This is a genomic window from Microbacterium alkaliflavum (assembly GCF_044325405.1).
Lineage (GTDB): Bacteria > Actinomycetota > Actinomycetes > Actinomycetales > Microbacteriaceae > Microbacterium > Microbacterium alkaliflavum.
Genome location: NZ_JBIQWL010000011.1, coordinates 87,937 through 110,081, shown reverse-complemented (window position 1 = coordinate 110,081; position 22,145 = coordinate 87,937). Strand labels below are relative to the sequence as shown.

The window sequence follows — 22,145 nt, the reverse complement described above, 5'->3', positions numbered from 1 at the left end:
AGGAAACCCATGCTCACGCTCACATCCAACATCGAGCTGAACTACCCCGGCATCGACGCAGTGCCCGCCCGGATCGAAGCGGCGCATGCCGCCGGATTCAGGGAAGTCGAAATGTGGATGACCTTCGACCGCGACGTCGACGCCATCAAGTCGGCACTCGACGCGACCGGCATGCGACTGGTCTCGCTGGTGGCGGAACCGCGCATGAACACCGCGTGGCCCGACGCGGACGTGGATGTGTTCCTTCGCGGCCTTCATCGTTCCGTCGACAACGCACGGACCCTGGGCGCGCGGTTCGTGATCCTCGACCCCGGTCTCGGGTTCCCTGGCGAGCGCCGCGAGATCCAGCAGCAGCGCCTCGTCGACATCTTCGGCACGGCTGCGGAGTCGATTCGCGACTCCGGTGTGACGCTCGTCATGGAGGCGGTGAACACGCGCGTCGACCATCCTGGCCTGCTCGTCGATCGAAACATCGACGTGGCGGCGATGGTCCGCGCCATCGACGCTCCGAACCTCCGCATGCTCTTCGATATCTATCACTCGGCTGCTGGAGGTGAGGATGTGCAGGCAGAATTCGCCGCCGCGGCTGACCTCGTCGACTACGTCCACGTCGCGGACTCGCCGGGCCGCGGCGAACCAGGGACGGGCGCCATCGACTGGGTGAGAATCGTCGACATGCTGGAGGTCGGAGGCTACTCCGGGTCGATCTCTCTCGAGTTCATCCCGTCCACCGATCTCACCTCTGCGATCGCGTACATCCGGTCGGTCGTGGAAGAGCGCTCGGCCCTCGTCTGACGCACCTCCGCCCCCGGCGCCGGTCGACAGGACGGACGTCCCCGTTCGACCCTTGCGGCGGCTCGGGAACCCGAAGCATGTGACCTTCAGTCATACCTGACGTTGCCGCTACGCGTTCTCTCCCAGGGACTGAGCCGCGCGCACTGCGGTCTGTCGCAACCACCGGTGTCCTGGATCGCGTTCGTGTACCGGATGCCACCACATCGCCTCGACGAGCATGCCCAACTCGAAGGGGGCCTCGACGATGGTCACACCACTCCTATCTGCGGCGAGCCTGGCGACGCGCTCGGGCATCAGACCCACGCGGTCGGTTCCAGCGACGAGGTGGGGGACGGCGAGGAAGTCTTCTGTGCTGATGGCCGCATGCGGCTGGATGCCGGCCTGGCGCATTCGATGCAGCGCTGACAGCACCGGCATCCGCGGGTGATAGGGGGTGACCCACCGTCGCCCATTCATCTCGGCGAGCGTGAGCGGGCCTCGATCAGGATCAGTGGCCGAGACGACGCACACCCAGCGGTCACGGTAGAGGTCTACGCTCGGCGCATCCGCCAGGATGCCTTGCGGCAGAACAAGCGCATCGATGTCCCGCAGCCACTCCAGTCCTGGCTGGATGAGCCGCGCGGTGCTGTGTTCGAAGCGCAATCGGACCTCTGGCGCCTCTCGGGTCACCAACTCGGCGAGCACGCGGCCGAAGATCGGCAGCTGCGCGTCGGACATCACCAGGGTGAACTCGCGTTGTGCGACCTCAGGGATGAACTGCGGCCTCGTGTCGAAGACCCGGTCCGTGTAGGACAGCGCGTGGCTGGTCGACTCGAGCAGTTCTTCGGCGAGCGGTGTGAGGCGATAGGTGTTGCCAGTACGTGCGAGCAGCTCGTCACCGAAGTGCGCGCGCAAGCGAGCGAGCGCGGTGCTCAGGGTCGGCTGACTCAGATGCAGCCGGGCGGCGGCGCGGCTGACGCTGCGCTCCTCGAGAAGAGCGTTGAGCGAGATGAGCAGGTTGAGGTCGATGGTCATGCGCAAGTTCCTCGAGTATTTGATTCTCCAATACTGACCATAGTCATCTTCCGCTTCCCCGATATGTGCCGATCGATCGATGATCGAGTCGGAATCGAGCGCTACGCGCTCCGCCGCGGGACGAAGGAGTCGACGATGACGTCGTTGCATGTGCTGATCGCTGGTGGTGGTATCGGAGGCCTGTGCCTCGCACAAGGTCTGCGCAAGGCCGGTATCAGCTGCGCCGTCTACGAAGCCACCTCGGCAATCGCGCAAACCGGCTATCGCCTGCATATGAACGCCCTCGGCGGCGGCGCCCTACGTGAATGCCTTCCCGACAACCTCTACGAGCTCTACCTGCAGACTTCCCGCCGCACTCCCCGGCGGGAGATGTTCGTCGTGATCGACGCGCAGGGGCGCGATCTGCTGACCCGACCACACATCGGACCGCCGAACGACTCGGACCGGCCGCACACCGCGGTCAACCGCCGCACGCTGCGGCAGATCCTCGCGACAGGTCTCGACGATGTCCTGCACTTCGGCCGCACTGCCGTTGGCTACGAGGTCGACGCTGACGGTGTGCGTCTCATGTTCGAGGACGGTTCGTCGACCACCGGCGACGTGTTGATCGGGGCTGACGGCATCCATTCGCGCGTCCGTTCCCAGCTCCTCCCCGACGTCGGTGTTATCGACACCAAGATGCGCGGCGTGTGGTCGACCGCCCCGCTCACCGCAGATCTGCAGGCGGTGCTGCCGGAGGCGGTGTTCGACGGATTCACCGTCGCCGACCGGGGTGACGGCACGATCTTCGCGGTCGGAGTGTACGACCCTCGCCGCTCCATCGCGGAAGCAGTCGCCGAACTAGCCCCCGGCGCGGCGATCGACGATGTAGCCCCCTATGTCATGGTCACCTTCGGCACCGACTTGGGCGCAGCCGTGCACGCGGCGCTCCCAGATTTCGCGCGTGCTTCGGCGCCGGAAATGCACGAGGCCATGCGACGTGCCATGGCCGGCGCCCACGCTGGACTGGTTGAGCTCGTGGACCGAGTCGACGAGTCCACGATCGCTCCGAACGCCGTCCGCTACCTCGAAGTCGCGGATCCCTGGGAACCGGGGCGCGTCACTCTGCTGGGCGACGCCATTCACGCCATGCCACCGAGTTTCGGAGCGGGCGCCAACTCCGCCCTCCGCGACGCCGCAGCCCTGGTGCGAGCACTGCGAGACGTCGCCGAGGGGAAGTGCGCCCTGACGGACGCGATCGGCGAGTACGAGGAAGAGATGCGCGCGGAGGTCTTCCCGATCATGCGCGCGTCCGCGGACCCCGACGCCGTTCACAGTGATGCCATCCCCGACGTGAGGCGCTGACCCGTGTCCACAGAACCAAGAGGCAATGCCATGCACAGAGAAGAAGATGTCGAGTTCGTCGTCGACGGGGTGACGCTTCGCGGGCGATTGTTCCTGCCGCCTGCCGCCGAGCGGCCGCCCGTGGTCATCCTTCAGGGCGGGCTCGGAGGGCCGGCCGAGTCGAATTGGCCGATGGCGCCCGCGTTCGCGGCGGCGGGCCTTGCGTGCCTCTCATACGACCACCGCTCCACGGGCTACAGCGACGGTGAGCCGCGCCAGGAGTTCGATCCGTGGCAGCAGTGCCGCGACCTGCGTGACGTCATCACGCATCTGACCCTCCGAGACGACGTCGATGCCACGCGACTGGGACTGTGGGGTGTCAGCATCGGCGGCGCGAACTCGATGTTCACCGCGGCGATGGACCGCCGCGTGCGCGCCGTCGTGAGCATCATCCCACCCGTGAGCGGCTGGAGTGCGCGTCAGCTGCAGCCCGAGGCGACTCTCGCCGAGCTCGAAGCCCTCATCCCGATCGACCGGCGAAACAGACTCCGTGGCGAACCCGCCGCCACGATCCGCCTGCATGGCACCCCGGAGCCGGGGCGACCTGTCATGTTCAGCGATCATGAAGGATTGGAATTCGTGGAGAAGATGATCCACGGCCTGCCCAGCTTTCGGAACGAGATCACCGTCTCCACACTCGACAGGCTGTTCGAGATGGAAGTGCACGCGTACGCGCATCGCATCGCCGCGCCGCTGCTCATGGTGCTGGCCTCGGAGGACACCGTCGCGCCTGTCGAGGAGGCGCGTGAGATGTTCACCCGCATCCCCGAGCCCAAAGAGCTGATCGAGTATTCCGGCCAGCACTACGAGATCCTCTCCAGGTACTTCGCGGAGATCGTCGACCGAACGTCCCGCTGGCTGGCCACGACGCTCGATGAGTGAACCCCCTGGCACGCGGGGGGTGGATGCCGCGGCCCGCCGGTTGACGGCGCCGCAGCTGATGACGATCGCGCTGCTGGCTGCCCTGTCCCCCCTCGCGACCGCCATGTACCTGCCGGCACTCCCTGCGATGGCCGTGGATCTGACGGCCGATGCGCGGACACTGCAGCTCACCGTCACCGCGTTCATGGTCGGCCTCGCGGTCGGCCAGCTCATCATCGGTCCGCTGTCCGACCGCACCGGGCGCCGGTCTCTCCTGATCGCCGGTGCCGGCGCGTGTGTCGTCGCGTCAGCGGCGTGCGCCCTCGCGCCCAGCATCCAGATCCTGATCTTCGCCCGGCTGCTTCAAGGCCTCTCGGGCGCCGCTGGCATCGTGCTCGGACGTGCGATCATCGCCGACACCGTCCGGGGCAACGCCGCGGCGCGCGCCTTCTCACTGCTCATGTCTATCGGTGCGATAGCCCCCGTTATCGCACCCTTGATCGGCAGCGCCATCGCCGAGGCGAGCGGTTGGCGAGGCGTCTTCGCCGCGCTCCTCGTCTGCGCGATCGCGATGCTTCTCGGCAGCGTGGTCTTCCTGCCCGAGACGCTCCACGTGTCACGTCGTCGCGCAGCCCGCCTGCGAACCACCGTGCGTGAGGCGGTGAGAGTCATCCTCCATCGCCGCTTCGCGGGCTACGCCGTGGTTCTCGTATTCTCCTACGCCTCCCTGATCGCCTACGTGTCGGCGTCGCCGTTCGTTCTGCAGATCGGCTACGGGCTCGCGCCCGGCGCGTACGCGTTGGCCTTTGCTGCGAACGCGGCCGGGCTCACGCTCGCCTCATTCGCGAACGCGAGACTCGTACGGCGGTTTTCGCCTCGACGCCTGCTCGCGGTCGGTCTGACGGGTGAGCTCGGTGTCGCATCGGGCATCCTGGTCGCGGCGATCACCGCGACCCTCAACCTGGGCATCCTTCTCGTTCTGCTGTGGGCCGCGGTGGCGTGCCTGGGACTCGTAATGGGAAACGCAACGTCGCTCGCCATGGATCAGGTGTCTCGGTCGGCGGGCTCCGGCTCCGCGCTCCTTGGCGCGGCGCAGTTTGCCCTCGCCGCTATCGTGGCGCCGCTCGCGAGTGTCGGTGTGAGCGGGAGCCCTCTCGCCATGGCGGGCATCATGACGGTGTGCGCGGGCATCGCTGCGATCACCTTCGTGATGACAACGTGCGCGACCCGCTGGTCCAAGAGGTCGCCCGCGACTCGTGCGCGTGAGGAAGCCCGTGAGCCGTTGAGCGAGGACTGAGGAGAACCGGTTCGGACTGGCGGTAATCGGACATGCATCGCGCCCGTCGCTCGGCAATGGTCGACGGACTGCGTTTCGCACGCCGGAGCATTTGCAGAGCGGTTCTTCTCAGACGCCGACTGCAGCCCCAGTCGGGCACGACGGTGGTTGGTGACCCGTGATACTCAGGTCGTCAGGAAGTCGGCGACGCTGGTGAGCGCGTTCGGCTCGAGCCGGTAGTAGGCCCAGGTGCCGCGTTTGGTGCGTGAGAGGAATCCGGCTTCGGTGAGCACTTTGAGGTGATGCGACACGGTGGGCTGGGAGAGCCCGACGGGTTCGATGAGGTCGCACACGCACGCCTCCTGCCCCTCGGAGGACGCCACGATGGACAGGAGTCTCAATCGGGCGGGGTCGGCGAGAGCTTTGAGGGTGACCGCGAGCTGCTCCGCGTCCGTCTGCCCGATCGGTTCTTTCACCAACGGTGCGCAGCAGGACACTCCGGGGGTGATGTCGGTGACCTCGAGCATCGTGACCATGCATCGACACTAGTCGATATTGACAGTCATCGATAGAGCGTTCGATACTGAGCATCGACGTTCATCAATATCGTTCGCGAAGGGGCTTCCTCATGACGCTGCTCGACCTCACTCCCCGCGCGGCCACCGGTGATCGGCTGGCGAGACTGCCGGTGCTGATCATCGGTGCCGGACCGATCGGGCTGGCCGCCGCGGCGAACCTGGCCGAGCGGGGCATCGACTTCACCATCCTGGAGGCCGGGGGGCGGATCGCGTCCTCGATCCGGCTCTGGGGACACACCCGGCTGTTCTCACCCTGGCGGCATCTGATCGACCCTGCCTCCCGCCGACTGCTGGACGCCGACGGCTGGACCGCACCCGTCGACGAGGGGCGGGCGCCGACCGGGCAGGAGCTGGTCGACGAGTATCTGGAGCCCCTGGCGGCGCTGCCGGAGATCGGGTCGCGGATCCGGTTCGGCACCCGGGTGCTGGCGGTGACCCGGGAGGGCATGGACCGCACCCGCACCGCCGGCCGGGCGAGCACGCCGTTCCTGGTGCGTCTCCACACCCGCGACGGGCAGGTCGAGGAGATCACCGGACGGGCGGTGATCGATGCGTCCGGCACCTACGCCACCCCGAACCCGCTCGCCTCGAGCGGGCTGGATCCGATCGGCGCCGCCGACATCGCAGGCCGGGTGCTGCACGCCCTACCGGACGTTCTCGGCGTCGACCGCGCCAGCTTCGCAGGCCGGCACACCGTCGTCGTCGGCGCGGGCCACTCGGCCGCGAACACCCTGATCTCCCTCACGGAGCTCGCGAACGATGAGCCGGAGACGAGGGTGACATGGCTGATCCGCAATCCCTCCGCGGCCCGGGTCTCCTCCTCCGCCGACGACGAGCTCGCCGACCGCGCCAGACTCGGCTCCCGCGTGGACCGGCTCGTGCATGCCGGGCGGGTGAACGTGGTCGACTCGTTCGAAGTCTCCCGGGTCGCTGCCTCCGGTGACGGGGTGCGGCTGCTCGGTCGCCGCCGGGGCGATGAGGCGTTCCTGGACGCGGACGTCGTGGTGAACGCGACCGGCTTCCGCCCCGACCTGTCGATGCTCCGTGAGGTGCGCCTCGAGCTGGACGAGATCGTGGAGGCGCCGAAGCGGCTGGCGCCGCTGATCGACCCGAACCTGCACTCCTGCGGCACCGTCGCCCCCCACGGGTTCGCCGAATTGCGCCACCCCGAGACCGGGTTCTTCCTGGTCGGCATGAAGTCCTACGGCCGCGCGCCGACGTTCCTGCTCGCCACCGGCTACGAGCAGGTCCGCTCCATCACCGCCTGGCTGGATGGCGACATGCCCGCCGCCACCCGGGTGCAGCTCACCCTGCCCGCCACCGGAGTCTGCTCCACAGACCTGGGCGACGCGGGGTCGTGCTGCTCGTGACGATCCGGCCCAACACCGTCAGTCTGCGCCCGCACGAGAGCGCCGGGTTCCGCGTCGTCGGACGCCGGGAGCGGATCGCCCCGTCCCGGCTCGGCCCGCACGCCGGCACCTGGCGGGACACGATCCTCATCGAACGCCGGTCCGCCCGCAACGGCAGCTGACCCCGGGCGATCCCGGCCTGCCGTGGGTAGCCGGCGATAGACTCACATCTATGGATGCGGTGGGGGAGGCTCCCGGGCTGGTGGTGCTCGCTGATCCCACCCGCACCCGGATCATGCAGTTGATCCGCGACGCCGATGGGGGCCGCGCGCGAGTCGGTGAACTCGCGGAGCAGCTCGGGCTGCGCCAACCCACCGTCAGTCACCATATGGCCGCGTTGCACGCCGAGGGGCTCGTGGTCCGCGCACCCGAGGGGCGCCGGGTCTGGTACTCGATCGACCCCGACCAGGCTGACCGGGTCACCGCTCTCCTCGGCGCCCCCGCGGTCCGTGGCCACGAACCGGACTGGGAGCGCGTGGTCGACGACCTCGCCGCCCGCTACCGGGGCACCTTCAGCCGGGAGACCGTCGCGCACTACCTCGCCGACTCCCGGAACCTGCTGACTGCGCGCGGCACCGGCCCGCTGCTCGCGTCGCGCACCGCGGCGTTCGCCGCAGCACGTCTGGATGACCGGCACCGCGCCGAGCACCCGTCGGGGACGCCGACAGTGTTGTTCGTGTGCGTGCAGAACGCGGGACGCTCCCAACTCGCCGCCGGCATCCTCCGCCAGCTCGCCGGCGACAAGGTCCGCGTCCGCACCGCCGGGTCGGCTCCCGCCGGGGACGTCCGCGCCGCGATCGTCACCGCGCTGGACGAGATCGGCGTCACCCTCGGCGGCGAGTTCCCCAAACCGCTCACCGACGACGCGGTCAAGGCAGCGGATGTCGTCGTCACGATGGGGTGCGGCGATGCGTGCCCCATCTATCCCGGTCGCCGCTATCTGGACTGGGATCTCGCCGACCCTGTCGGGCAGCCGCTCGCCGTGATCCGGGACATCCGCGACGACATCGACCACCGCGTCCGCGCCCTGCTGCCCGAACTGATCCACGCCCCCGTCACTTAACAGATAGATCGTGGTCTATGCTTTCTGGTGAAGAGGAAGCGAGACTCATCCATGAGTGAGAAGCCCACCGTCCTGTTCGTCTGCGTCCACAACGCCGGACGGTCGCAGATGGCCGCCGGCTACCTGCACGCCCTCGCCGGAGATCGGATCGAGGTGCTCTCGGCCGGGTCCGAGCCCAAGGATCAGATCAACCAGGTCGCGGTCGTCGCGATGGCCGAGGAGGGCATCGACATCGCCGGGAACACGCCGAAGCTGCTGACGGTCGACGCCGTCCGGGAGTCCGACGTGGTGATCACCATGGGCTGCGGCGACGCGTGCCCGATCTTCCCCGGCAAGCGCTACGAGGACTGGCGGCTGGATGACCCGGCCGGGCAGGACGCCGCCACCGTCCGCCGCATCCGGGACCAGATCCGGGGCCGCGTCGAGACGCTGATCGGGGAGCTCATCCCGGCAGGGGACCGGTCGTGACCGGCGGGCGCGACGTGATCCGCCGGCACGTCGAGGAACTGCTCACCGAGCTGACCCCCGCCGCGCCGGCAACCCACCGGTGACCATCGACACCCCCGCAGTCACCCGGGCGCCGCTCTGGCGACGCGCGACCGCGGAGTTCCTCGGCGCCGGGCTCCTGGTCACTGTCGTCGTCGGATCCGGCATCGCCGCGCAAGGCCTCTCCACCGACACCGGGCTGCAGCTGCTCGAGAACTCGATCGCCACCGCCCTCGGCCTCGGCGTGCTCATCCTGCTGCTCGCCCCCGCCTCCGAAGCCCACTTCAACCCCGTCGTCTCCCTCGCCGACTGCCTGCTCGGCCGCCGCAGCCGCACCGGGCTCACCCCCGTCGCACTCGCCGCCCACATCGGTGCGCAGATCCTCGGTGCGATCGGCGGCGCGGTGCTCGCCAACGCGATGTTCGACACTCCGACGGCCATCTCCGCCACCGAACGTGCCACCCCGGCCACGTTCCTCGCCGAGATCGTCGCCACCGCAGGGCTCGTGCTGCTGCTGATCGGACTCACCCGCAATCGGCGTAGCATCCCCGTCATCGCGGCGGCGGTCGGCTCCTACATCGGCGCCGCCTACTGGTTCACCAGCTCCACCTCGTTCGCCAACCCCGCCGTCACGATCGGCCGCATCTTCACCGACACGTTCGCCGGCATCGCTCCCGCATCCGCCATCCCCTTCATCGCAGCACAACTCATCCGCGCGGCTGCCGCCCTCGGACTCTCGGCACTGCTGTTCCCCGCACGCGCGGCACCCGCGCATCGATCGTGATCGGAATACAGAGCTCGCTTAATTCACGATGCCCTGTATCATTCGATCATGTCCCCCCTGTCCGCCACCGTCTCCCACACCGCGGCGCTCGCTCGACTTGGCCACGCGCTGTCCGACTCCACCCGGGTCGGTGTGCTGCTGGCGCTGCGCGAAGCGCCCGCGTACCCGTCCGACCTCGCGGACGCATTGGGCGTCTCCCGGCAGGTGATGTCGAACCAGCTCGCATGTCTGCGAGGCTGCGGGCTGGTCGAAGTGATTCCCGATGGGCGACGCTCTGAATACCGGTTGGCCGACCCGCATCTCGCGCCCGCACTCAGTGAGATGCTTCAGGTGACGCTGCTGGTCGAGCCGGACTGCTGCGACGGAGAAGGCTGCAGCTGCGCATGACCGCCCACACCGTCACCCTGTCTGACGACCGCCGGCACATCCTGCAGCAACGCATCCGCTGGATCGTGACCGCCACCATCGGCTACAACATCATCGAAGCCATCGTTGCGATCACGGCCGGCACCATCGCATCCTCCGGGGCGCTGATCGCGTTCGGGCTGGACTCCACCATCGAGGTGCTCTCTGCCGCCGCGGTCGCCTGGCAGTTCACACGCCGCGACCCGGAACGCTGGGAGAAGCCCACCCTGCGGGCGATCGCCGTCGCGTTCTTCGCTCTCGCCGCCTACGTCACCGCCACATCGCTGATCACCCTGATCGGACGCGTCGAAGCCGCACACAGTCAGCTCGGCATCCTGATCACCGCGCTCAGCGTGATCATCATGCCGTTCCTGTCCCTCGCGGAGCGCCGCGCCGGACGAGAACTCGGATCCGCAACCGCCGTCGCCGACTCCAAGCAAACCCTGATCTGCACCTATCTCTCCGCCGCCGTCCTCATCGGGCTGGTGCTCAACAGCCTGATCGGCTGGTGGTGGGCCGACGCCGTCGCTGGACTCGTCATCGCCGGCTTCGCGATCCGCGAAGGCATCGAAGCGTGGCGCGGCGACGCATGCGCGACCTCTGTCGGCATGCTCCTAGAAGAAGACGTCGACGACGACCACGACCACGACCACGACTAGTCCGACAGCCGGGGAACGGCGGACGGGGTTCACGGCTGGTCGAGCACCTCGCGGAGTTTCGCGGCGAAGGCTTCGGGCTGGCCGGCATAACCGAACTCCCCACCCATGAAGCCGCCGTGGTGGCTCGGGAACACCGTCGCCTGCTGGCCGAGTCGTTCGGCCAACGCGATCGCGGTCCGACCGGTGTAGACCTTCATGGACTCCTCCCCGACCGCGACGACGATCCGCGTCGGCGCTGCCTTGAGCGCCTCGAGATCCGGCTGGTAGTGAGTCACCGCCCAGGATCGGTCTGACAGCAGTGGGTCATCCCGCTTGCCGTCGTCCTCTGTCGGCATCCCGAACGCGCCCGGATCCGGCGCCGGTTGAGCGAGGTACTCATCGGTGACCTCGCCCTCCCACGAGGTCATCGCGATGAACGCGGCCATACCGGCGCCCCAGCCCTTGTCCTGATACACGTGGGTGTACGCCTCCCGGGCTCGCTGGACAGCCTCTGCATCTGGCAGCACCCAGTCGATCGGCGGTTCGTGTGCAACCAGGGTCGACACGTCGTCCGGGTACGCCGTGACCAGGGCGAGCGCGGTCACCGCGCCGCCGCTGCTGGCGAGCATCTCCACCTGCCCGGCCCCGAGCGCCGCGATGATCGCGTGGACGTCCTCGGCCTGAGTCTCCGGGTCGTTCGTGACCCCGCCGTCCTTGCGCGTGCTTCGGCCGAGGCCTCGCGGGTCGTAGGTCACGACAGTGCGGTCCTCGAACAGCTGCACCTGAGCCTGGAATCCGCTCGCGTCCATCGGCTGGCCGATCATGACCAGCGGCGGCCGGCCATCCGCAGTCGGCAGCGGCCCGTGGACGTCGTAGACCAGATCGACCTCCGGAAGTTCGAGCGTTCGTTGCGGCACCGACGGCCTCCTCCGAGAGAAACCAAACTCCCGGGATCGTACGACTGGGTGCCCGCGGTTCGCTAGTCGGTTCTTGAACGATCGGCCGGCGCACATTCCGCCTGAACAACGCGTCGCCGCGCCGCGCCGGCGCTGCCGCACTGGTCTGCGCGGCGGTGGGGCGGTAGGCTCCTGCGGCCATGGAGTCCTCTGATGCAGAGCCGGGGTGGGCCGCCGGTTCGGGCGGCGTCGATCGCGAGATCTTCGACGAATCGCGCTGGCCGCCCGCGATCGCCGTCTTCGTCTTCCTGCTCCTGAACATCGCGGGCCGCATCTGGCTGCCGGGCGGCCGCATCCTCGATCTTCCCTGGCTGCTGCCCGCCGTGGAGATCGTCATCCTCGTGGTGCTCGTCTTCGGCCATCCCGCAGGCCTCGCGAAGCAGCGACGCTGGCTGCGCCCGACCGCGATCGCACTCGTGCTCGCGATGGTCGCCTCCGCTCTCTGGGCCACCGTTCGCCTCATCAACGACCTGATCTGGGGGTCGGCGCTGACGAACGAGCCCGCCCTCCTCCTCGCATCCGGCGGACTGGTGTGGCTGGGCAATGTGCTCTCCTTCGCCCTCCTGTTCTGGCTGATCGACGGCGGCGGCCACGCCCAGCGGGCCGGCCGAGCGATTCCCACCGACTTCGCGTTCACACAGCAGATCAACCCCGAACTGGCGCCCGCAGGCTGGCGGCCCGTGTTCCTCGACTACCTTCACCTGGCCTTCACGAACGCGACGGCGTTCAGCCCGACGGATGTCCTGCCGCTGTCGCACCGGGCGAAATACGCGATGGTCGTGCAGTCGACGGTCGCGCTCGCGCTGTTCGGGCTCATCGTCGCGCGCGCCGTGAACGCCTTCACCTGACCTGCCGGAACACCGCCGCACTCGGCGCTCTTCTTGACAGCCCCCCGGAACGCGAGGACCGTCGTCAGCAACCGGTGCCGGTACCCGCGTGCATCGTGCGGTCTGCCGCGCCCGTCGTGAGATGGGAAGTCCGACCATGTCCACCACTGTCATCGAGGCTCTGCGGAGCCGTGTGGACGGGGCATTTGTCGCTGAAGGAGACGCGGGATACGACCAGGCGCGGGTCGTCTACAACGCGATGATCGATCGACGGCCCGAGGCGATCGTGCGCTGTCGCGGCACAGCGGACGTCGCCGCGGTCGTGCGCGCCGCAGCGGACTCGGGAACGGACCTCGCCGTGCGCGGCGGAGGACACAGCGTGCCCGGATTCGGGACGGCGGATGGCGCTCTCGTGGTCGATCTGGGCGACCTGACCACCGTGGACGTCGACCCCGCGTCGTCCACGGCCGAGGTGGGTGGCGGGGCCACATGGGGGATGTTCAACGAGGCTGCCGGCGCGCACGGCCTGGCCACGACAGGCGGGATCATCTCGACGACGGGCGTCGGCGGGCTGACGCTCGGAGGCGGGATCGGCTACTTGGCGCGGGCCTACGGCTTCTCGTGCGACAACCTGCTCTCTGCCGAGGTCGTGCTGGCTGACGGGCGGGTCGTCACCGCCAGTGCAGATGAGGAGCCCGACCTGTTCTGGGCGCTCCGCGGCGGCGGCGGCAACTTCGGAGTGGTGACGAAGTTCCGCTTCCAGTTGCATCCCGTCGGTGAGATCTACGGCGGCCCGACCTTCTTCGAACTCTCGGATGCCCCGGCAATCCTGGAGCACTTCGCGACGTACGTCCGCACGGCTCCGCGGGAGTTCGGCGGGTTCCCCGCCTTCCAGATCGCACCGCCCCTGCCCTTCGTCCCTGAGGATCGCGCCGGCGAGCCGTTCCTGGCCGTCATCTTCTGCTACAACGGCCCCGCCTCCGAGGGAGAGAAGATCGTCCAGAGCTTCCGCGACGTCGCGAAGCCGGTGGCGGAGGCGGTCGGACCGATGCCCTATCCCGCTTTGAACGGAGCCTTCGACGCCCTCGTGCCTCCCGGACTTCAGCACTATTGGAAGGCCGCCTTCCTCGACGGCATCACACCGGAGTCGATCGCCGCGCACATGCAGCACGGCCCCTTGGTTCCGACAGTGAACTCGACAGTCCACTTCTACCCGATCAACGGCGCTTGCCACGATGTGGCTTCGGATGCGACGGCGTTCGGCCACAGGGATGCCGAATTCGCTCTCGTCATCGCCGGAATGTGGCCGGACCCCTCACAGAACGAGGCGAACACCGCCTGGGTCAAGGACTACTACGCGGCGATCGAGCCGTTCTCGCTGGGCGGCGGCTACATCAACTTCCTCTCACAGGACGACCAGCCGAAGGCATCCACCAATTTCGGCGCGAACTACGACAGGCTGCGGGAGGTCAAGCGGGCTTACGACCCCGGGAACGTCTTCCACGTCAACCAGAACATCGCGCCCTAGTCGCCCCGCAAGGGGCCGTCAGCGGCTCGGGGCGGCGGTCGTACCGCGCACGATGAGCTGCGAGCCGAGGGTCGCGGTCTCGGTGAGCGCGGCGCCGGCCATCACCTGGAGCAGGAGCTCGACCGCAAGGGCGCCGCATCGCTCGATGGGCATCTTCACCGTCGTCAGCCCGGGCTTGACGGCGCTCGCCATGTCGATGTCGTCGATGCCGATGATGCTGATGTCGGCGGGGCAGGACCTGCCCATGTCGGACATCCCCGCCTCGAGGCCGAGGGCCACGAGGTCGTTGTAGGCGATGACGGCCGTCGCGCCGCTCGCGATCGCCGGCGCGGCGGCGGCGCGCCCGCCCTGGATCGAGGCGGCCTGGTGACTCAGGGAAGTGAGACGGATGCCGAACCGCTCACACGCCTTCGTGATCGTCGCGGCGCGCTCACCGTCGGCCCACGATCCGAGCGGGCCCGCCGCGTACGCGATGTGCGTGTGGCCGAGTGCCGCGAGATGCTCGACCGCCTGCTGCGGACCGTGCTGCATGTCCATGAGCACGCACGGCGCGCCTTCGATGTAGCGGTTGACGACGACGAAGGGCGTGCCGCCCACGAGGTCGAGCACCTCGTCGTCCGGAAGGCGGGGCGAGCACAGCAGCATCCCGTCGAGCTTGCGGGCGCGCTCGATCTGCTCGCGCTCGCGCCGCTGGTCCTCGTCGGCGTCGAACAGCACCGTGCGGTGGCGGCCGTGCCACGCCTGCGTATGGATGGCCTTGAGGAGCGTCGCGTAGACGGGGTTGGCGACATCGGGGACGATGACGCCGAACGATCGCGTCGCCGTCGCGCTCTGCGGGCTGTCGTAGCCGAGCTCGCTGGCGGCCTGAAGAACGCGGTCGAGGGTTCCGCTCGCGAGCCGCTCGGGTTCGCCGAAGGCGCGTGACGCCGTCGCGATCGACACGCCGGCGCGCCGCGCCACATCGGTCAACGTCGCACCCATAGCCGCCCTTCCGGTCTCACGGGAACAGCTGTTCCATCATGGCTCATCATGCATCGTGGAAAACCACTTGACAATGTTGTACAAACCATTCACACTGTTTTCCATGCCGATCATCGAAGATCCCGGGGCCCGACGGCGGGTCGCGGAGAAGGGAGTGCGCTCGTGAGCACCACTCCGCAGCACCTGACCCGGTCGCACCGCGGCGTCTCGATCCGCGAGCTGCCGGCGCGCGCGGGCATCCTCCACCTCGGCCTCGGCAACTTCCACCGCGCGCACCAGGCCGTCTACACGTCGGCCGCCATCGCCGCCGACGGCGGCGACTGGGGCATCGTCGGCGTCGCGTCGCGCTCCCGCTCGGTCGTCGATGCGATGCGCGCGCAGGACATGGTGTACTCCGTCGCCACGATCTCGCCCGAGGGCACCTCGCTGACCATCCCGGGCGTGCACACCGACGCGTTCGTCGCGGCCGAGGAGCCGCAGCGCGTCGTCGCGGGCATCTCCGATCCCGGCATCCGGATCGTCACGCTCACCGTCACGGAGAACGGCTACAGCTACTCGCCCTCCACCGGCCACCTCGACACCGCCGACCCCGCGATCGTCGCAGACCTCCGCGGTGGGGGGCCCCGCTCGACCATCGGCCAGCTCGCGCGTGGCGTCCAGCGGCGGGCCGCGGCATCCGGAGCCCCCCTCACGGTGCTCAGCTGCGACAACCTCGCCGCCAACGGCCCGCACACGAAGCGCCTCGTGCGCGAATTCCTCGAGCTGCTGCCCGACGCCGAAGGCGCCGAAGCGCTCGCCTACCTCGAGTCGTCGGTGTCGTTCCCGTCGAGCATGGTCGACCGGATCGTGCCGTCCACGACGCCCGAGCTCCGCGCCGAGGTGTCATCGCTCCTCGGAGTCCGGGACGAGATCCCCGTGCCCGCCGAGCCGTTCACGATGTGGGCGATCGAAGACGACTTCGCCGCCGGCCGGCCCGCGTGGGAGGCGGGGGGAGCCGTGTTCAGCACCGAGGTCGGCCGCTACGAGCAGATGAAGGTGCGGCTCCTCAACGGCACCCATTCCCTCATCGCCTACCTGGGAGCCCTGCAGGGTGCCGAGACGATTCCGGATGCCGTCACCCGGCCCGACATCGAGCGCGCGGCGCGCGCCGTGCTCGCCCGTGAGTACACGCCGTCGATCCAGGTCCCGTCAGGCGTCGACATCGCGGACTACGAGCGGCAGCTGTTCCTCCGATGGGGGAACACGGCGCTCGGCCACAAGACGATGCAGGTCGGCACGGACGGCTCCGTCAAGCTGCGCCAGCGCATCCCCGAGCCCGCGCTCCTCTCGCTCGACCGCGGTGAGATGCCGCACCTGATCGCCCTCACGGTCGCCGGGTACCTGTCCTGCCTGGCGCCTCGCCCGGGATTCGACCCCGGCCCGTTCGCCACCGCGATGAAGGATGCCGCCCGCGAGCGGCTGGCGCCCATCGCGTCGCAGGCGCGCAGCGGATCCGAGATCGCGGAGCGTTCGATCGCCGAGCTCCAGCTCTTCGGCGAGGAGCTCGCCGAGCGGCCGGCGTTCATCGCGCGCGTCGGCGACCTCGTCGACACGATCGTGCGCGACGGCGTCTCGGCGGCGATCAGCGACAGCGTCGACGCTTCGGAGACCGACGTCAAGGCACATGCGTCGGAGGTTCCGGCGTGAGCACGCTGAACCCGAGCACGACGAACACGGGCACGGTGAACCCGAGTCCGGGCGATCACGAAGGAGGAGCGACGATGAAGGCGCTCGCCATCCACGGCAAGGAAGACATCCGCTGGGAGGACCGCGAGGTCCCGCAGCCCGTGCCCGGCGAGGTGCGGCTCCGCGTCCGCTACGTCGGCATCTGCGGCTCCGATCTGCACTACTACTTCCACGGCGCGAACGGGGAGTACGCGATCCGCGAGCCGCTGACGCCCGGGCACGAGCTCTCGGCCGTCGTCGACCTCGACCCCTCGGGGCGCCTCCCGGTGGGAACGCCCGTGACTGTGCATCCCGCCCGCTACGGCGCCGATGTGCCCGGCCTCGAAGACCGGCCCCACCTGCGCCCCGGTGGCGACTACTTCGGCAGCGCTGCCACGACGCCGCACCGCCAGGGCGGTGCCGCCGAGTACCTCATCGTGGAGGAGCACATGATCCGCGTGCTCCCCGAGAGCCTGCCGCTCGAGCGCGCCGCGCTCGCCGAGCCGCTGGCCGTCGCGCTGCACGCCGTCGGTCTCGCCGGCGACATCACGGGCAAGCGTGTGCTCGTCATCGGCGCCGGCCCCATCGGGCTGCTCGTCGTCGCCGCGGCCGCGCACGCGGGCGCCGGGACGATCGGCGCGAGCGACGTGCGCATCGAGCCCCTCGACCGCGCGGCGGCGCTCGGGGCGAGCGAGCTCGTGCTCGTCGGCCGCGACACCATCGCCGACGAGTCCTACGACGTGATCTTCGAGTGCTCCGGCGTGCCCGTGTCGGTCACCCAGTCGGTGCGCGCCGCGCGCCGTGCCGGGACCATCGTGCAGGTCGGGATGCTCGCGAACGCCGAGATCGGCGTCAACCTCGCGCCCATGCTCGCAAAGGAGCTCACGCTCCGCGGCGCCTTCCGCTTCTCGACCGAGATCGACGACGCCGTCGCGATGCTCGCCGAGTCGGACGCGCTCGATGCGGTCGTCTCGCACACGATCGACGCCTCCGACGCCATCGAGGCGTTCGCGATCGCCCGCGACTCGTCGGCCTCGGCCAAGGTCCTTCTCCGTCTCTGACCCTCTACCCCTGCACCTCGCACTCATCTACGAAGGAGTAACAATGAGCACTTCCAACGTCCCCGGTGTGGACGCCCCCGCACCGCCGCCCACCGTCACCCGATCGACCGGCGACCTCGTCCGGGCCGCCGTCTCGGGCTGGCTCGGCACAGCGCTGGAGTTCATGGACTTCCAGCTCTATTCGCTGGCCGCCGCACTCGTCTTCAGCCAGCTCTTCTTCGCCGGCGAGGAGCCCGGCATGGCCGTCGTCCTCGCGATGGCGACCTACGGCGTCGGCTACATCGCCCGACCCCTCGGCGCCTGGTACTTCGGCCGCATGGGCGACAAGGTCGGCCGCCGCAAGGTGCTCTTCTACACGATCCTCCTGATGGGCCTCGCGACGACCCTCATCGGATTCCTCCCAACGTACGAGACCGCCGGCATCCTCGCCCCGATCATGCTCGTCGTGCTGCGTCTCGCGCAGGGCTTCGGCGCCGGCGCCGAGATCTCGGGTGCGGGCGTCATGCTCGCCGAGTACGCTCCGGCTCGTCGCCGCGGCATCATCGCCTCGCTCGTGGCGCTCGGCACGAACTGCGGCACGCTGTTCGCGTCGGCGATCTGGGCGATCCTCCTCGCCGTCATGGTCGAGGAAGACGTCATCGCGTGGGGCTGGCGCATCCCGTTCATCGCAAGCTCCATCGTCATGGTGTTCGCGGTGTGGGTGCGCTTCCGCCTCAAGGAGAGCCCCGTCTTCGAGGAGCGCACCGACGTCGTCGACGGCAAGGCGCTCTCCCGTGAAGAGATGGTCGAGCTGGCGACGCAGACCAACGATGTGCGCACGCTCGAGTCGCTGCAGCGCAAGCCGATCAAGTCGACGCTCGTGTCGTTCTTCCTGCGCTTCGGACAGGCCGGCAACTCCGGCCTCATCCAGACGTACATGATCTCGTTCATCACGATCACCCTCGCGGTGCAGAAGGGCGTCGGCCCCGAGATCGTGATCGTCTCGTCGCTGATCGGCTTCGGCACGATCCCGCTCGTCGGCTGGCTCGGCGACCTCTTCGGCCGCCGGCGGATGTACATCATCATGACCACTCTCGCGCTCGTGCTGATCATCCCGACGATGCTCGCGATCAACACGAAGGAAGTCGCCTGGATCTTCGTCGGCTACGCCGTCATCCACAACGTCTCGGTCCTGGGCCTCGCCTCCATGGAGAACATCTCGCTCCCCGAGATCTTCGGCGCCCGCAACCGGTACACGCTGACGGCCATCGTCCGCGAGATCGCCGCGATCATCGCGACCGGCATCGGCCCGATCATCGCCGCCGCCTGGGTGGCGGCTACGACCGGCAGCATCCTCCCCGTCATGGTCCTGCTCGGGATCTACACGGCGTGCGCGCTGGTCGCCGCGATCGTGGCACCGGAGTGGACCGGGCGCGACCTCACCGACCCGCGCTCCGCGATGTGACGGCACCGGACTCCACCATTTGAACCCGGGGCGCGGCCGCGAGACCGCGACCGCGCCCCGACAACGAAGGACGACTCATGACCATCGAACGCGTCGACGTCAACATCACCAGCCCTGGGCGCAACTTCGTGACCCTCAAGATCACGACGTCGGACGGTGTCGTCGGATGGGGGGATGCCACCCTCAACGGTCGCGAGCTGTCGGTCGCGTCGTACCTGAGCGATCACATCGCGTCGACCCTCATCGGTCGCGACGAAGACCGCATCGAGGACACCTGGCAGTACCTCTACCGCGGCCCGTATTGGCGCCGCGGCCCCGTCACGATGGCCGCCATCGCCGCCGTGGACATGGCGCTGTGGGACATCAAGGCCAAGAAGGCCGGGATGCCGCTCTACCAGCTGCTCGGCGGTGCGAGCCGGTCGGGGATCCGCGTCTACGCCCACGCTTCGGGCACGGACTACGACGCGCTCGCCAACGCCATCACGGGGTACCGCGAGCTCGGCTACACCGCGGTGCGCGTGCAGACCGGAGTGCCGGGTCTCGGCCAGATCTACGGCGTCTCGGCATCGGGCCCCGGCGTGCGATACGACTACGAGCCCGCCAAGCGCGCCGAGAACGGTCGCCCCACCGAGGAGACGTGGGACACCCGCACCTACCTCAACCACATGCCCGGCATCTTCGCCAGGATCCGCGAGGACTTCGGCACCGACCTGCGGATCCTGCACGACGGCCATCACCGCATGACGCCGATCGAGGCCGCCCGCTTCGCGAAGGACATCGAGCCCTACGACCTGTTCTGGCTCGAGGACTGCACCCCCGGTGAGGACCAGACGGCGCTCCGCCTCGTGCGGCAGCACTCGACGACGCCGCTCGCGATCGGCGAGGTCTTCAACACCGTCTTCGACTACCAGACGCTCATCACGGAGCGCCTCATCGACTACGTCCGCTCGGCCGTCACCCACACGGGCGGCATCACCGCGATGAAGAAGCTCCTCGACTTCGCCGCGATCTACGGCATCAAGTCCGGCATCCACGGTCCCACCGACATCTCGCCGGTCGGCATGGCGGCGGCGCTCCACCTCGACCTCGCGATCCACAACTTCGGCATCCAGGAGTACATGCCGCACAACGAGCAGACGCTCGAGGTGTTCCAGACGTCGTTCACGTTCGACCGGGGCTTCCTGCACCCCGGCGAGGCGCCTGGTCTCGGTGTCGAACTCGACGAGGATGCGGCATCCGCCTTCGACTACACCAAGGCGTATCTCCCCGTGAACCGCCTGACCGACGGGACCGTCCATGACTGGTGAACAGGCGCGGCTCCGGCTGCCGCAGAAGACCGCCGAGTCGCGTCTCATCGTCGTCGCGCGGGCGCAGCGCGCGGAAGACTACGACGCGGTGCTCGAGGCGCTCATCGATGCGGGCATCCGCAGCGTCGAGCTGACGCTCACGACGCCCGGCACGATCGAGCGGCTTCCGCACCTTCTCGAGCGCTTCGCAGGCGACGCGGATCTCGGGATCGGCACCGTGACGAGCCTCGATCAGCTGAAGAGCGCGGTGGATGCCGGTGCGCGCTATCTCGTGACGCCGATCACCGTGCCCGAGCTCCTCGCCGAGGCGGTGCGCGTCGGCGTGCCGCTCGTGCCGGGCGGATTCACGCCCACCGAGCTGTTCGCCTCGTGGTCGGCGGGCGCGTCGGCCGTCAAGGTCTTCCCCGCGGGGCGTCTCGGAGCCGGGTACGTCAAAGACCTGCGCGGACCGTTCCCCGACATCGAGGTCGTGCCGTCGGGAGGCGTCGACCTTGAGAGCGCCGCGCAGTGGCTCGCGGCCGGTGCCGCGGCAGTGAGCGTCGGCGGTCCGCTGCTCGGCGACGCGTTCGGCGGCGGCGACCTCGACGCCCTGCGCGAGCGGGCCCGCGGCTTCGTCGCGGTCGCCACGGGCGGCGCGTGATGTCTCACGCCATCGACCGGGGACGTGTCGCGACGCTCGGCGAGACGATGGCACTCGTGCGCAGCCGCGACATCGGCTCGCTGCGCCACGCCTCGGACCTCGCGCTGGGCATCGGCGGCGCCGAGAGCAACGTCGCGATCGCCCTGAGCAGGCTCGGGGTCGCCGCGAGCTGGCTCGGCCGGGTCGGCGACGACTCGCTCGGCGAGCGCGTCCTGCGCGAGATCCGGGCCGAGGGTGTCGAGGTGTGCGGGATCGTCGACGCGGGAGCCCCGACGGGGCTCATGCTCAAGGAGCGCCCGCGCGCGACCTCGACGCGAGTGCTCTACTACCGCGCCGGCTCCGCCGGCTCCCGCCTCTCACCGGCCGACCTCCCCGGCGGCTGGATCGAGGGCGTCGACCTCCTCCACCTCACGGGCATCACGGCGCTCCTCTCGGAATCTGCTCGCGAGTGCCTCTCGAGCGCGATCGACCGCGCCCGCGCGGCCGGCGTCGTCGTGACCTTCGACATCAACTACCGCTCCTCGCTCGCCGACGCCGCGACGGCGCGGCCGTGGCTGCGCGACCTCGCGGAACGCGCCGACATCGTGTTCGGCGGTCCGGAGGAGTTCGAACTCCTCTATCCGGGAACGGATGCCGCGGCCGCCTGCGACCGGCTGCTGCAGCAGGGTCCCAGTGAGGTCGTCCTCAAGCGCGGCGCCGACGGGGCGACGACCTTCCTCCCGACCGGTGCGGCCCCGTCGCCGGGTTTCGCGGTCGACGTCGTCGACACCGTCGGAGCGGGCGATGCTTTCGTGGCCGGATACCTCAGCGGCGTGCTCGACGGCTCGGACGCGGAGAGCCGTCTGCGTCGTGCCAACATCTGCGGCGCGATGCTCTGCATGACCCCGGGCGATTGGGAGTCGAGCCCCACCCTGCGCGAGGTCGACCGCTTCTCCATAGCCGAAGGCGATCCCGTGCTCCGGTGATCGGGGTGCGGCGCTCTGTCGCGAATCCGCCTCGTATCAC

General features: G+C 69.1%; 23 protein-coding genes. 19 read left to right on the top strand and 4 right to left on the bottom strand.

Features of this window, described 5'->3' with window-relative positions:
- The first annotated feature begins 9 nt into the window (after positions 1 to 9).
- Entirely contained in the window at positions 10 to 795 is a 786-nt protein-coding gene (locus ACH3VR_RS20240) for a TIM barrel protein (RefSeq protein ID WP_397558136.1), read from the top strand.
- A gap of 108 nt (positions 796 to 903) precedes the next feature.
- Here the strand turns inward: ACH3VR_RS20240 and ACH3VR_RS20235 are convergent, their stop codons facing one another.
- Positions 904 to 1,809 carry a LysR family transcriptional regulator gene (locus ACH3VR_RS20235; protein ID WP_397558135.1) on the bottom strand — a complete coding sequence of 302 codons (906 nt, stop codon included), beginning with the start codon at positions 1,807 to 1,809 and terminating at the stop codon, positions 904 to 906.
- A gap of 135 nt (positions 1,810 to 1,944) precedes the next feature.
- On the opposite strand from ACH3VR_RS20235, the gene ACH3VR_RS20230 reads away from it, so the two are divergent.
- Genes ACH3VR_RS20230 through ACH3VR_RS20220 form a run of 3 tightly spaced genes read left to right on the top strand, consistent with a single transcriptional unit; the run spans position 1,945 to position 5,350 of the window.
- Positions 1,945 to 3,153, top strand: coding sequence for an FAD-dependent oxidoreductase (locus ACH3VR_RS20230; RefSeq protein WP_397558134.1), 1,209 nt, complete (start codon positions 1,945 to 1,947; stop codon positions 3,151 to 3,153).
- Between the two features lie 30 nt (positions 3,154 to 3,183).
- Positions 3,184 to 4,074: an alpha/beta hydrolase gene (locus tag ACH3VR_RS20225; protein WP_397558133.1), complete on the top strand. Its 891-nt coding sequence runs from the start codon at positions 3,184 to 3,186 to the stop codon at positions 4,072 to 4,074.
- A 58-nt stretch (positions 4,075 to 4,132) separates the two neighbouring features.
- The gene (locus ACH3VR_RS20220; protein ID WP_397558132.1) at positions 4,133 to 5,350 is read left to right on the top strand and encodes a multidrug effflux MFS transporter; all 1,218 of its coding nucleotides are present in this window, start codon (positions 4,133 to 4,135) and stop codon (positions 5,348 to 5,350) included.
- Between the two features lie 164 nt (positions 5,351 to 5,514).
- Here ACH3VR_RS20220 and ACH3VR_RS20215 read toward each other — a convergent pair whose 3' ends face one another.
- Positions 5,515 to 5,865, bottom strand: a complete 351-nt coding sequence (locus ACH3VR_RS20215) for a metalloregulator ArsR/SmtB family transcription factor (RefSeq protein ID WP_397558131.1) — start codon at positions 5,863 to 5,865, stop codon at positions 5,515 to 5,517.
- Positions 5,866 to 5,957: 92 nt separating this feature from the next.
- Here ACH3VR_RS20215 and ACH3VR_RS20210 point away from each other — a divergent pair, with 92 nt between their 5' ends.
- The 7 genes from ACH3VR_RS20210 (at position 5,958) to ACH3VR_RS20180 (ending at position 10,713) form a co-directional block, all read left to right on the top strand.
- Positions 5,958 to 7,277: an NAD(P)-binding domain-containing protein gene (locus ACH3VR_RS20210; RefSeq protein ID WP_397558130.1), complete on the top strand. Its 1,320-nt coding sequence runs from the start codon at positions 5,958 to 5,960 to the stop codon at positions 7,275 to 7,277.
- Positions 7,265 to 7,438, top strand: coding sequence for a GNAT family N-acetyltransferase (locus tag ACH3VR_RS20205; RefSeq protein ID WP_397558129.1), 174 nt, complete (start codon positions 7,265 to 7,267; stop codon positions 7,436 to 7,438). The genes ACH3VR_RS20210 and ACH3VR_RS20205 overlap by 13 nt, the downstream gene beginning before the upstream one ends.
- Before the next feature lie 50 nt (positions 7,439 to 7,488).
- Positions 7,489 to 8,379, top strand: coding sequence for a metalloregulator ArsR/SmtB family transcription factor (locus ACH3VR_RS20200; RefSeq protein WP_397558128.1), 891 nt, complete (start codon positions 7,489 to 7,491; stop codon positions 8,377 to 8,379).
- A 51-nt stretch (positions 8,380 to 8,430) separates the two neighbouring features.
- Positions 8,431 to 8,847, top strand: coding sequence for an arsenate reductase ArsC (locus tag ACH3VR_RS20195; protein WP_397558127.1), 417 nt, complete (start codon positions 8,431 to 8,433; stop codon positions 8,845 to 8,847).
- A gap of 79 nt (positions 8,848 to 8,926) precedes the next feature.
- On the top strand, positions 8,927 to 9,649 hold the full coding sequence (locus tag ACH3VR_RS20190; RefSeq protein WP_397558126.1) for an aquaporin: 723 nt from the start codon (positions 8,927 to 8,929) through the stop codon (positions 9,647 to 9,649).
- A gap of 48 nt (positions 9,650 to 9,697) precedes the next feature.
- Positions 9,698 to 10,036 carry an ArsR/SmtB family transcription factor gene (locus tag ACH3VR_RS20185; protein ID WP_397558125.1) on the top strand — a complete coding sequence of 113 codons (339 nt, stop codon included), beginning with the start codon at positions 9,698 to 9,700 and terminating at the stop codon, positions 10,034 to 10,036.
- Positions 10,033 to 10,713 (top strand): cation transporter, encoded by a 681-nt coding sequence (locus ACH3VR_RS20180; RefSeq protein WP_397558124.1) that lies wholly within the window; start codon positions 10,033 to 10,035, stop codon positions 10,711 to 10,713. The genes ACH3VR_RS20185 and ACH3VR_RS20180 overlap by 4 nt, the downstream gene beginning before the upstream one ends.
- Positions 10,714 to 10,742: 29 nt before the next feature.
- Here ACH3VR_RS20180 and ACH3VR_RS20175 read toward each other — a convergent pair whose 3' ends face one another.
- Entirely contained in the window at positions 10,743 to 11,609 is an 867-nt protein-coding gene (locus tag ACH3VR_RS20175) for an alpha/beta fold hydrolase (RefSeq protein WP_397558123.1), read from the bottom strand.
- Positions 11,610 to 11,788: 179 nt separating this feature from the next.
- Here ACH3VR_RS20175 and ACH3VR_RS20170 point away from each other — a divergent pair, with 179 nt between their 5' ends.
- Both ACH3VR_RS20170 and ACH3VR_RS20165 read left to right on the top strand, forming a co-directional pair.
- Positions 11,789 to 12,496: a hypothetical protein gene (locus ACH3VR_RS20170; RefSeq protein ID WP_397558122.1), complete on the top strand. Its 708-nt coding sequence runs from the start codon at positions 11,789 to 11,791 to the stop codon at positions 12,494 to 12,496.
- 136 nt (positions 12,497 to 12,632) lie between these two features.
- Positions 12,633 to 14,003, top strand: a complete 1,371-nt coding sequence (locus tag ACH3VR_RS20165; RefSeq protein WP_397558121.1) for an FAD-binding oxidoreductase — start codon at positions 12,633 to 12,635, stop codon at positions 14,001 to 14,003.
- 18 nt (positions 14,004 to 14,021) lie between these two features.
- Here the strand turns inward: ACH3VR_RS20165 and ACH3VR_RS20160 are convergent, their stop codons facing one another.
- A complete protein-coding gene (locus tag ACH3VR_RS20160; RefSeq protein ID WP_397558161.1) occupies positions 14,022 to 14,963 on the bottom strand; it encodes a LacI family DNA-binding transcriptional regulator in 942 nt (313 codons plus the stop codon).
- Positions 14,964 to 15,146: 183 nt separating this feature from the next.
- Between ACH3VR_RS20160 and ACH3VR_RS20155 the strand changes: the two genes are divergently transcribed.
- The 6 genes from ACH3VR_RS20155 to ACH3VR_RS20130 all read left to right on the top strand — a co-directional run bounded on the left by ACH3VR_RS20155 (position 15,147) and on the right by ACH3VR_RS20130 (position 22,105).
- On the top strand, positions 15,147 to 16,670 hold the full coding sequence (locus tag ACH3VR_RS20155; protein WP_397558120.1) for a mannitol dehydrogenase family protein: 1,524 nt from the start codon (positions 15,147 to 15,149) through the stop codon (positions 16,668 to 16,670).
- Positions 16,671 to 16,744: 74 nt separating this feature from the next.
- Positions 16,745 to 17,749, top strand: coding sequence for an L-idonate 5-dehydrogenase (locus ACH3VR_RS20150; RefSeq protein WP_397558160.1), 1,005 nt, complete (start codon positions 16,745 to 16,747; stop codon positions 17,747 to 17,749).
- 43 nt (positions 17,750 to 17,792) lie between these two features.
- Positions 17,793 to 19,193 (top strand): MFS transporter, encoded by a 1,401-nt coding sequence (locus ACH3VR_RS20145; protein ID WP_397558119.1) that lies wholly within the window; start codon positions 17,793 to 17,795, stop codon positions 19,191 to 19,193.
- A gap of 77 nt (positions 19,194 to 19,270) precedes the next feature.
- Positions 19,271 to 20,500, top strand: coding sequence for a D-mannonate dehydratase ManD (gene manD / locus ACH3VR_RS20140; RefSeq protein ID WP_397558118.1), 1,230 nt, complete (start codon positions 19,271 to 19,273; stop codon positions 20,498 to 20,500).
- Positions 20,490 to 21,140: a bifunctional 4-hydroxy-2-oxoglutarate aldolase/2-dehydro-3-deoxy-phosphogluconate aldolase gene (locus tag ACH3VR_RS20135; RefSeq protein ID WP_397558117.1), complete on the top strand. Its 651-nt coding sequence runs from the start codon at positions 20,490 to 20,492 to the stop codon at positions 21,138 to 21,140. Before manD ends, ACH3VR_RS20135 begins: the two co-directional genes overlap by 11 nt.
- Complete coding sequence (locus ACH3VR_RS20130; RefSeq protein ID WP_397558116.1) at positions 21,140 to 22,105, top strand: sugar kinase; 966 nt, start codon at positions 21,140 to 21,142, stop codon at positions 22,103 to 22,105. The genes ACH3VR_RS20135 and ACH3VR_RS20130 overlap by 1 nt, the downstream gene beginning before the upstream one ends.
- Positions 22,106 to 22,145 lie beyond the last annotated feature (40 nt).

Coding starts and splice junctions, on each gene's coding strand:
- ACH3VR_RS20240 (WP_397558136.1), top strand. CDS start 10: ATGCTCACGCTCACATCCAACATCGAGCTGAACTACCCCGGCATCGAC.
- ACH3VR_RS20235 (WP_397558135.1), bottom strand. CDS start 1,809: ATGACCATCGACCTCAACCTGCTCATCTCGCTCAACGCTCTTCTCGAG.
- ACH3VR_RS20230 (WP_397558134.1), top strand. CDS start 1,945: ATGACGTCGTTGCATGTGCTGATCGCTGGTGGTGGTATCGGAGGCCTG.
- ACH3VR_RS20225 (WP_397558133.1), top strand. CDS start 3,184: ATGCACAGAGAAGAAGATGTCGAGTTCGTCGTCGACGGGGTGACGCTT.
- ACH3VR_RS20220 (WP_397558132.1), top strand. CDS start 4,133: ATGACGATCGCGCTGCTGGCTGCCCTGTCCCCCCTCGCGACCGCCATG.
- ACH3VR_RS20215 (WP_397558131.1), bottom strand. CDS start 5,865: ATGGTCACGATGCTCGAGGTCACCGACATCACCCCCGGAGTGTCCTGC.
- ACH3VR_RS20210 (WP_397558130.1), top strand. CDS start 5,958: ATGACGCTGCTCGACCTCACTCCCCGCGCGGCCACCGGTGATCGGCTG.
- ACH3VR_RS20200 (WP_397558128.1), top strand. CDS start 7,489: ATGGATGCGGTGGGGGAGGCTCCCGGGCTGGTGGTGCTCGCTGATCCC.
- ACH3VR_RS20195 (WP_397558127.1), top strand. CDS start 8,431: ATGAGTGAGAAGCCCACCGTCCTGTTCGTCTGCGTCCACAACGCCGGA.
- ACH3VR_RS20185 (WP_397558125.1), top strand. CDS start 9,698: ATGTCCCCCCTGTCCGCCACCGTCTCCCACACCGCGGCGCTCGCTCGA.
- ACH3VR_RS20180 (WP_397558124.1), top strand. CDS start 10,033: ATGACCGCCCACACCGTCACCCTGTCTGACGACCGCCGGCACATCCTG.
- ACH3VR_RS20170 (WP_397558122.1), top strand. CDS start 11,789: ATGGAGTCCTCTGATGCAGAGCCGGGGTGGGCCGCCGGTTCGGGCGGC.
- ACH3VR_RS20165 (WP_397558121.1), top strand. CDS start 12,633: ATGTCCACCACTGTCATCGAGGCTCTGCGGAGCCGTGTGGACGGGGCA.
- ACH3VR_RS20150 (WP_397558160.1), top strand. CDS start 16,745: ATGAAGGCGCTCGCCATCCACGGCAAGGAAGACATCCGCTGGGAGGAC.
- ACH3VR_RS20145 (WP_397558119.1), top strand. CDS start 17,793: ATGAGCACTTCCAACGTCCCCGGTGTGGACGCCCCCGCACCGCCGCCC.
- manD (WP_397558118.1), top strand. CDS start 19,271: ATGACCATCGAACGCGTCGACGTCAACATCACCAGCCCTGGGCGCAAC.
- ACH3VR_RS20135 (WP_397558117.1), top strand. CDS start 20,490: ATGACTGGTGAACAGGCGCGGCTCCGGCTGCCGCAGAAGACCGCCGAG.
- ACH3VR_RS20130 (WP_397558116.1), top strand. CDS start 21,140: ATGTCTCACGCCATCGACCGGGGACGTGTCGCGACGCTCGGCGAGACG.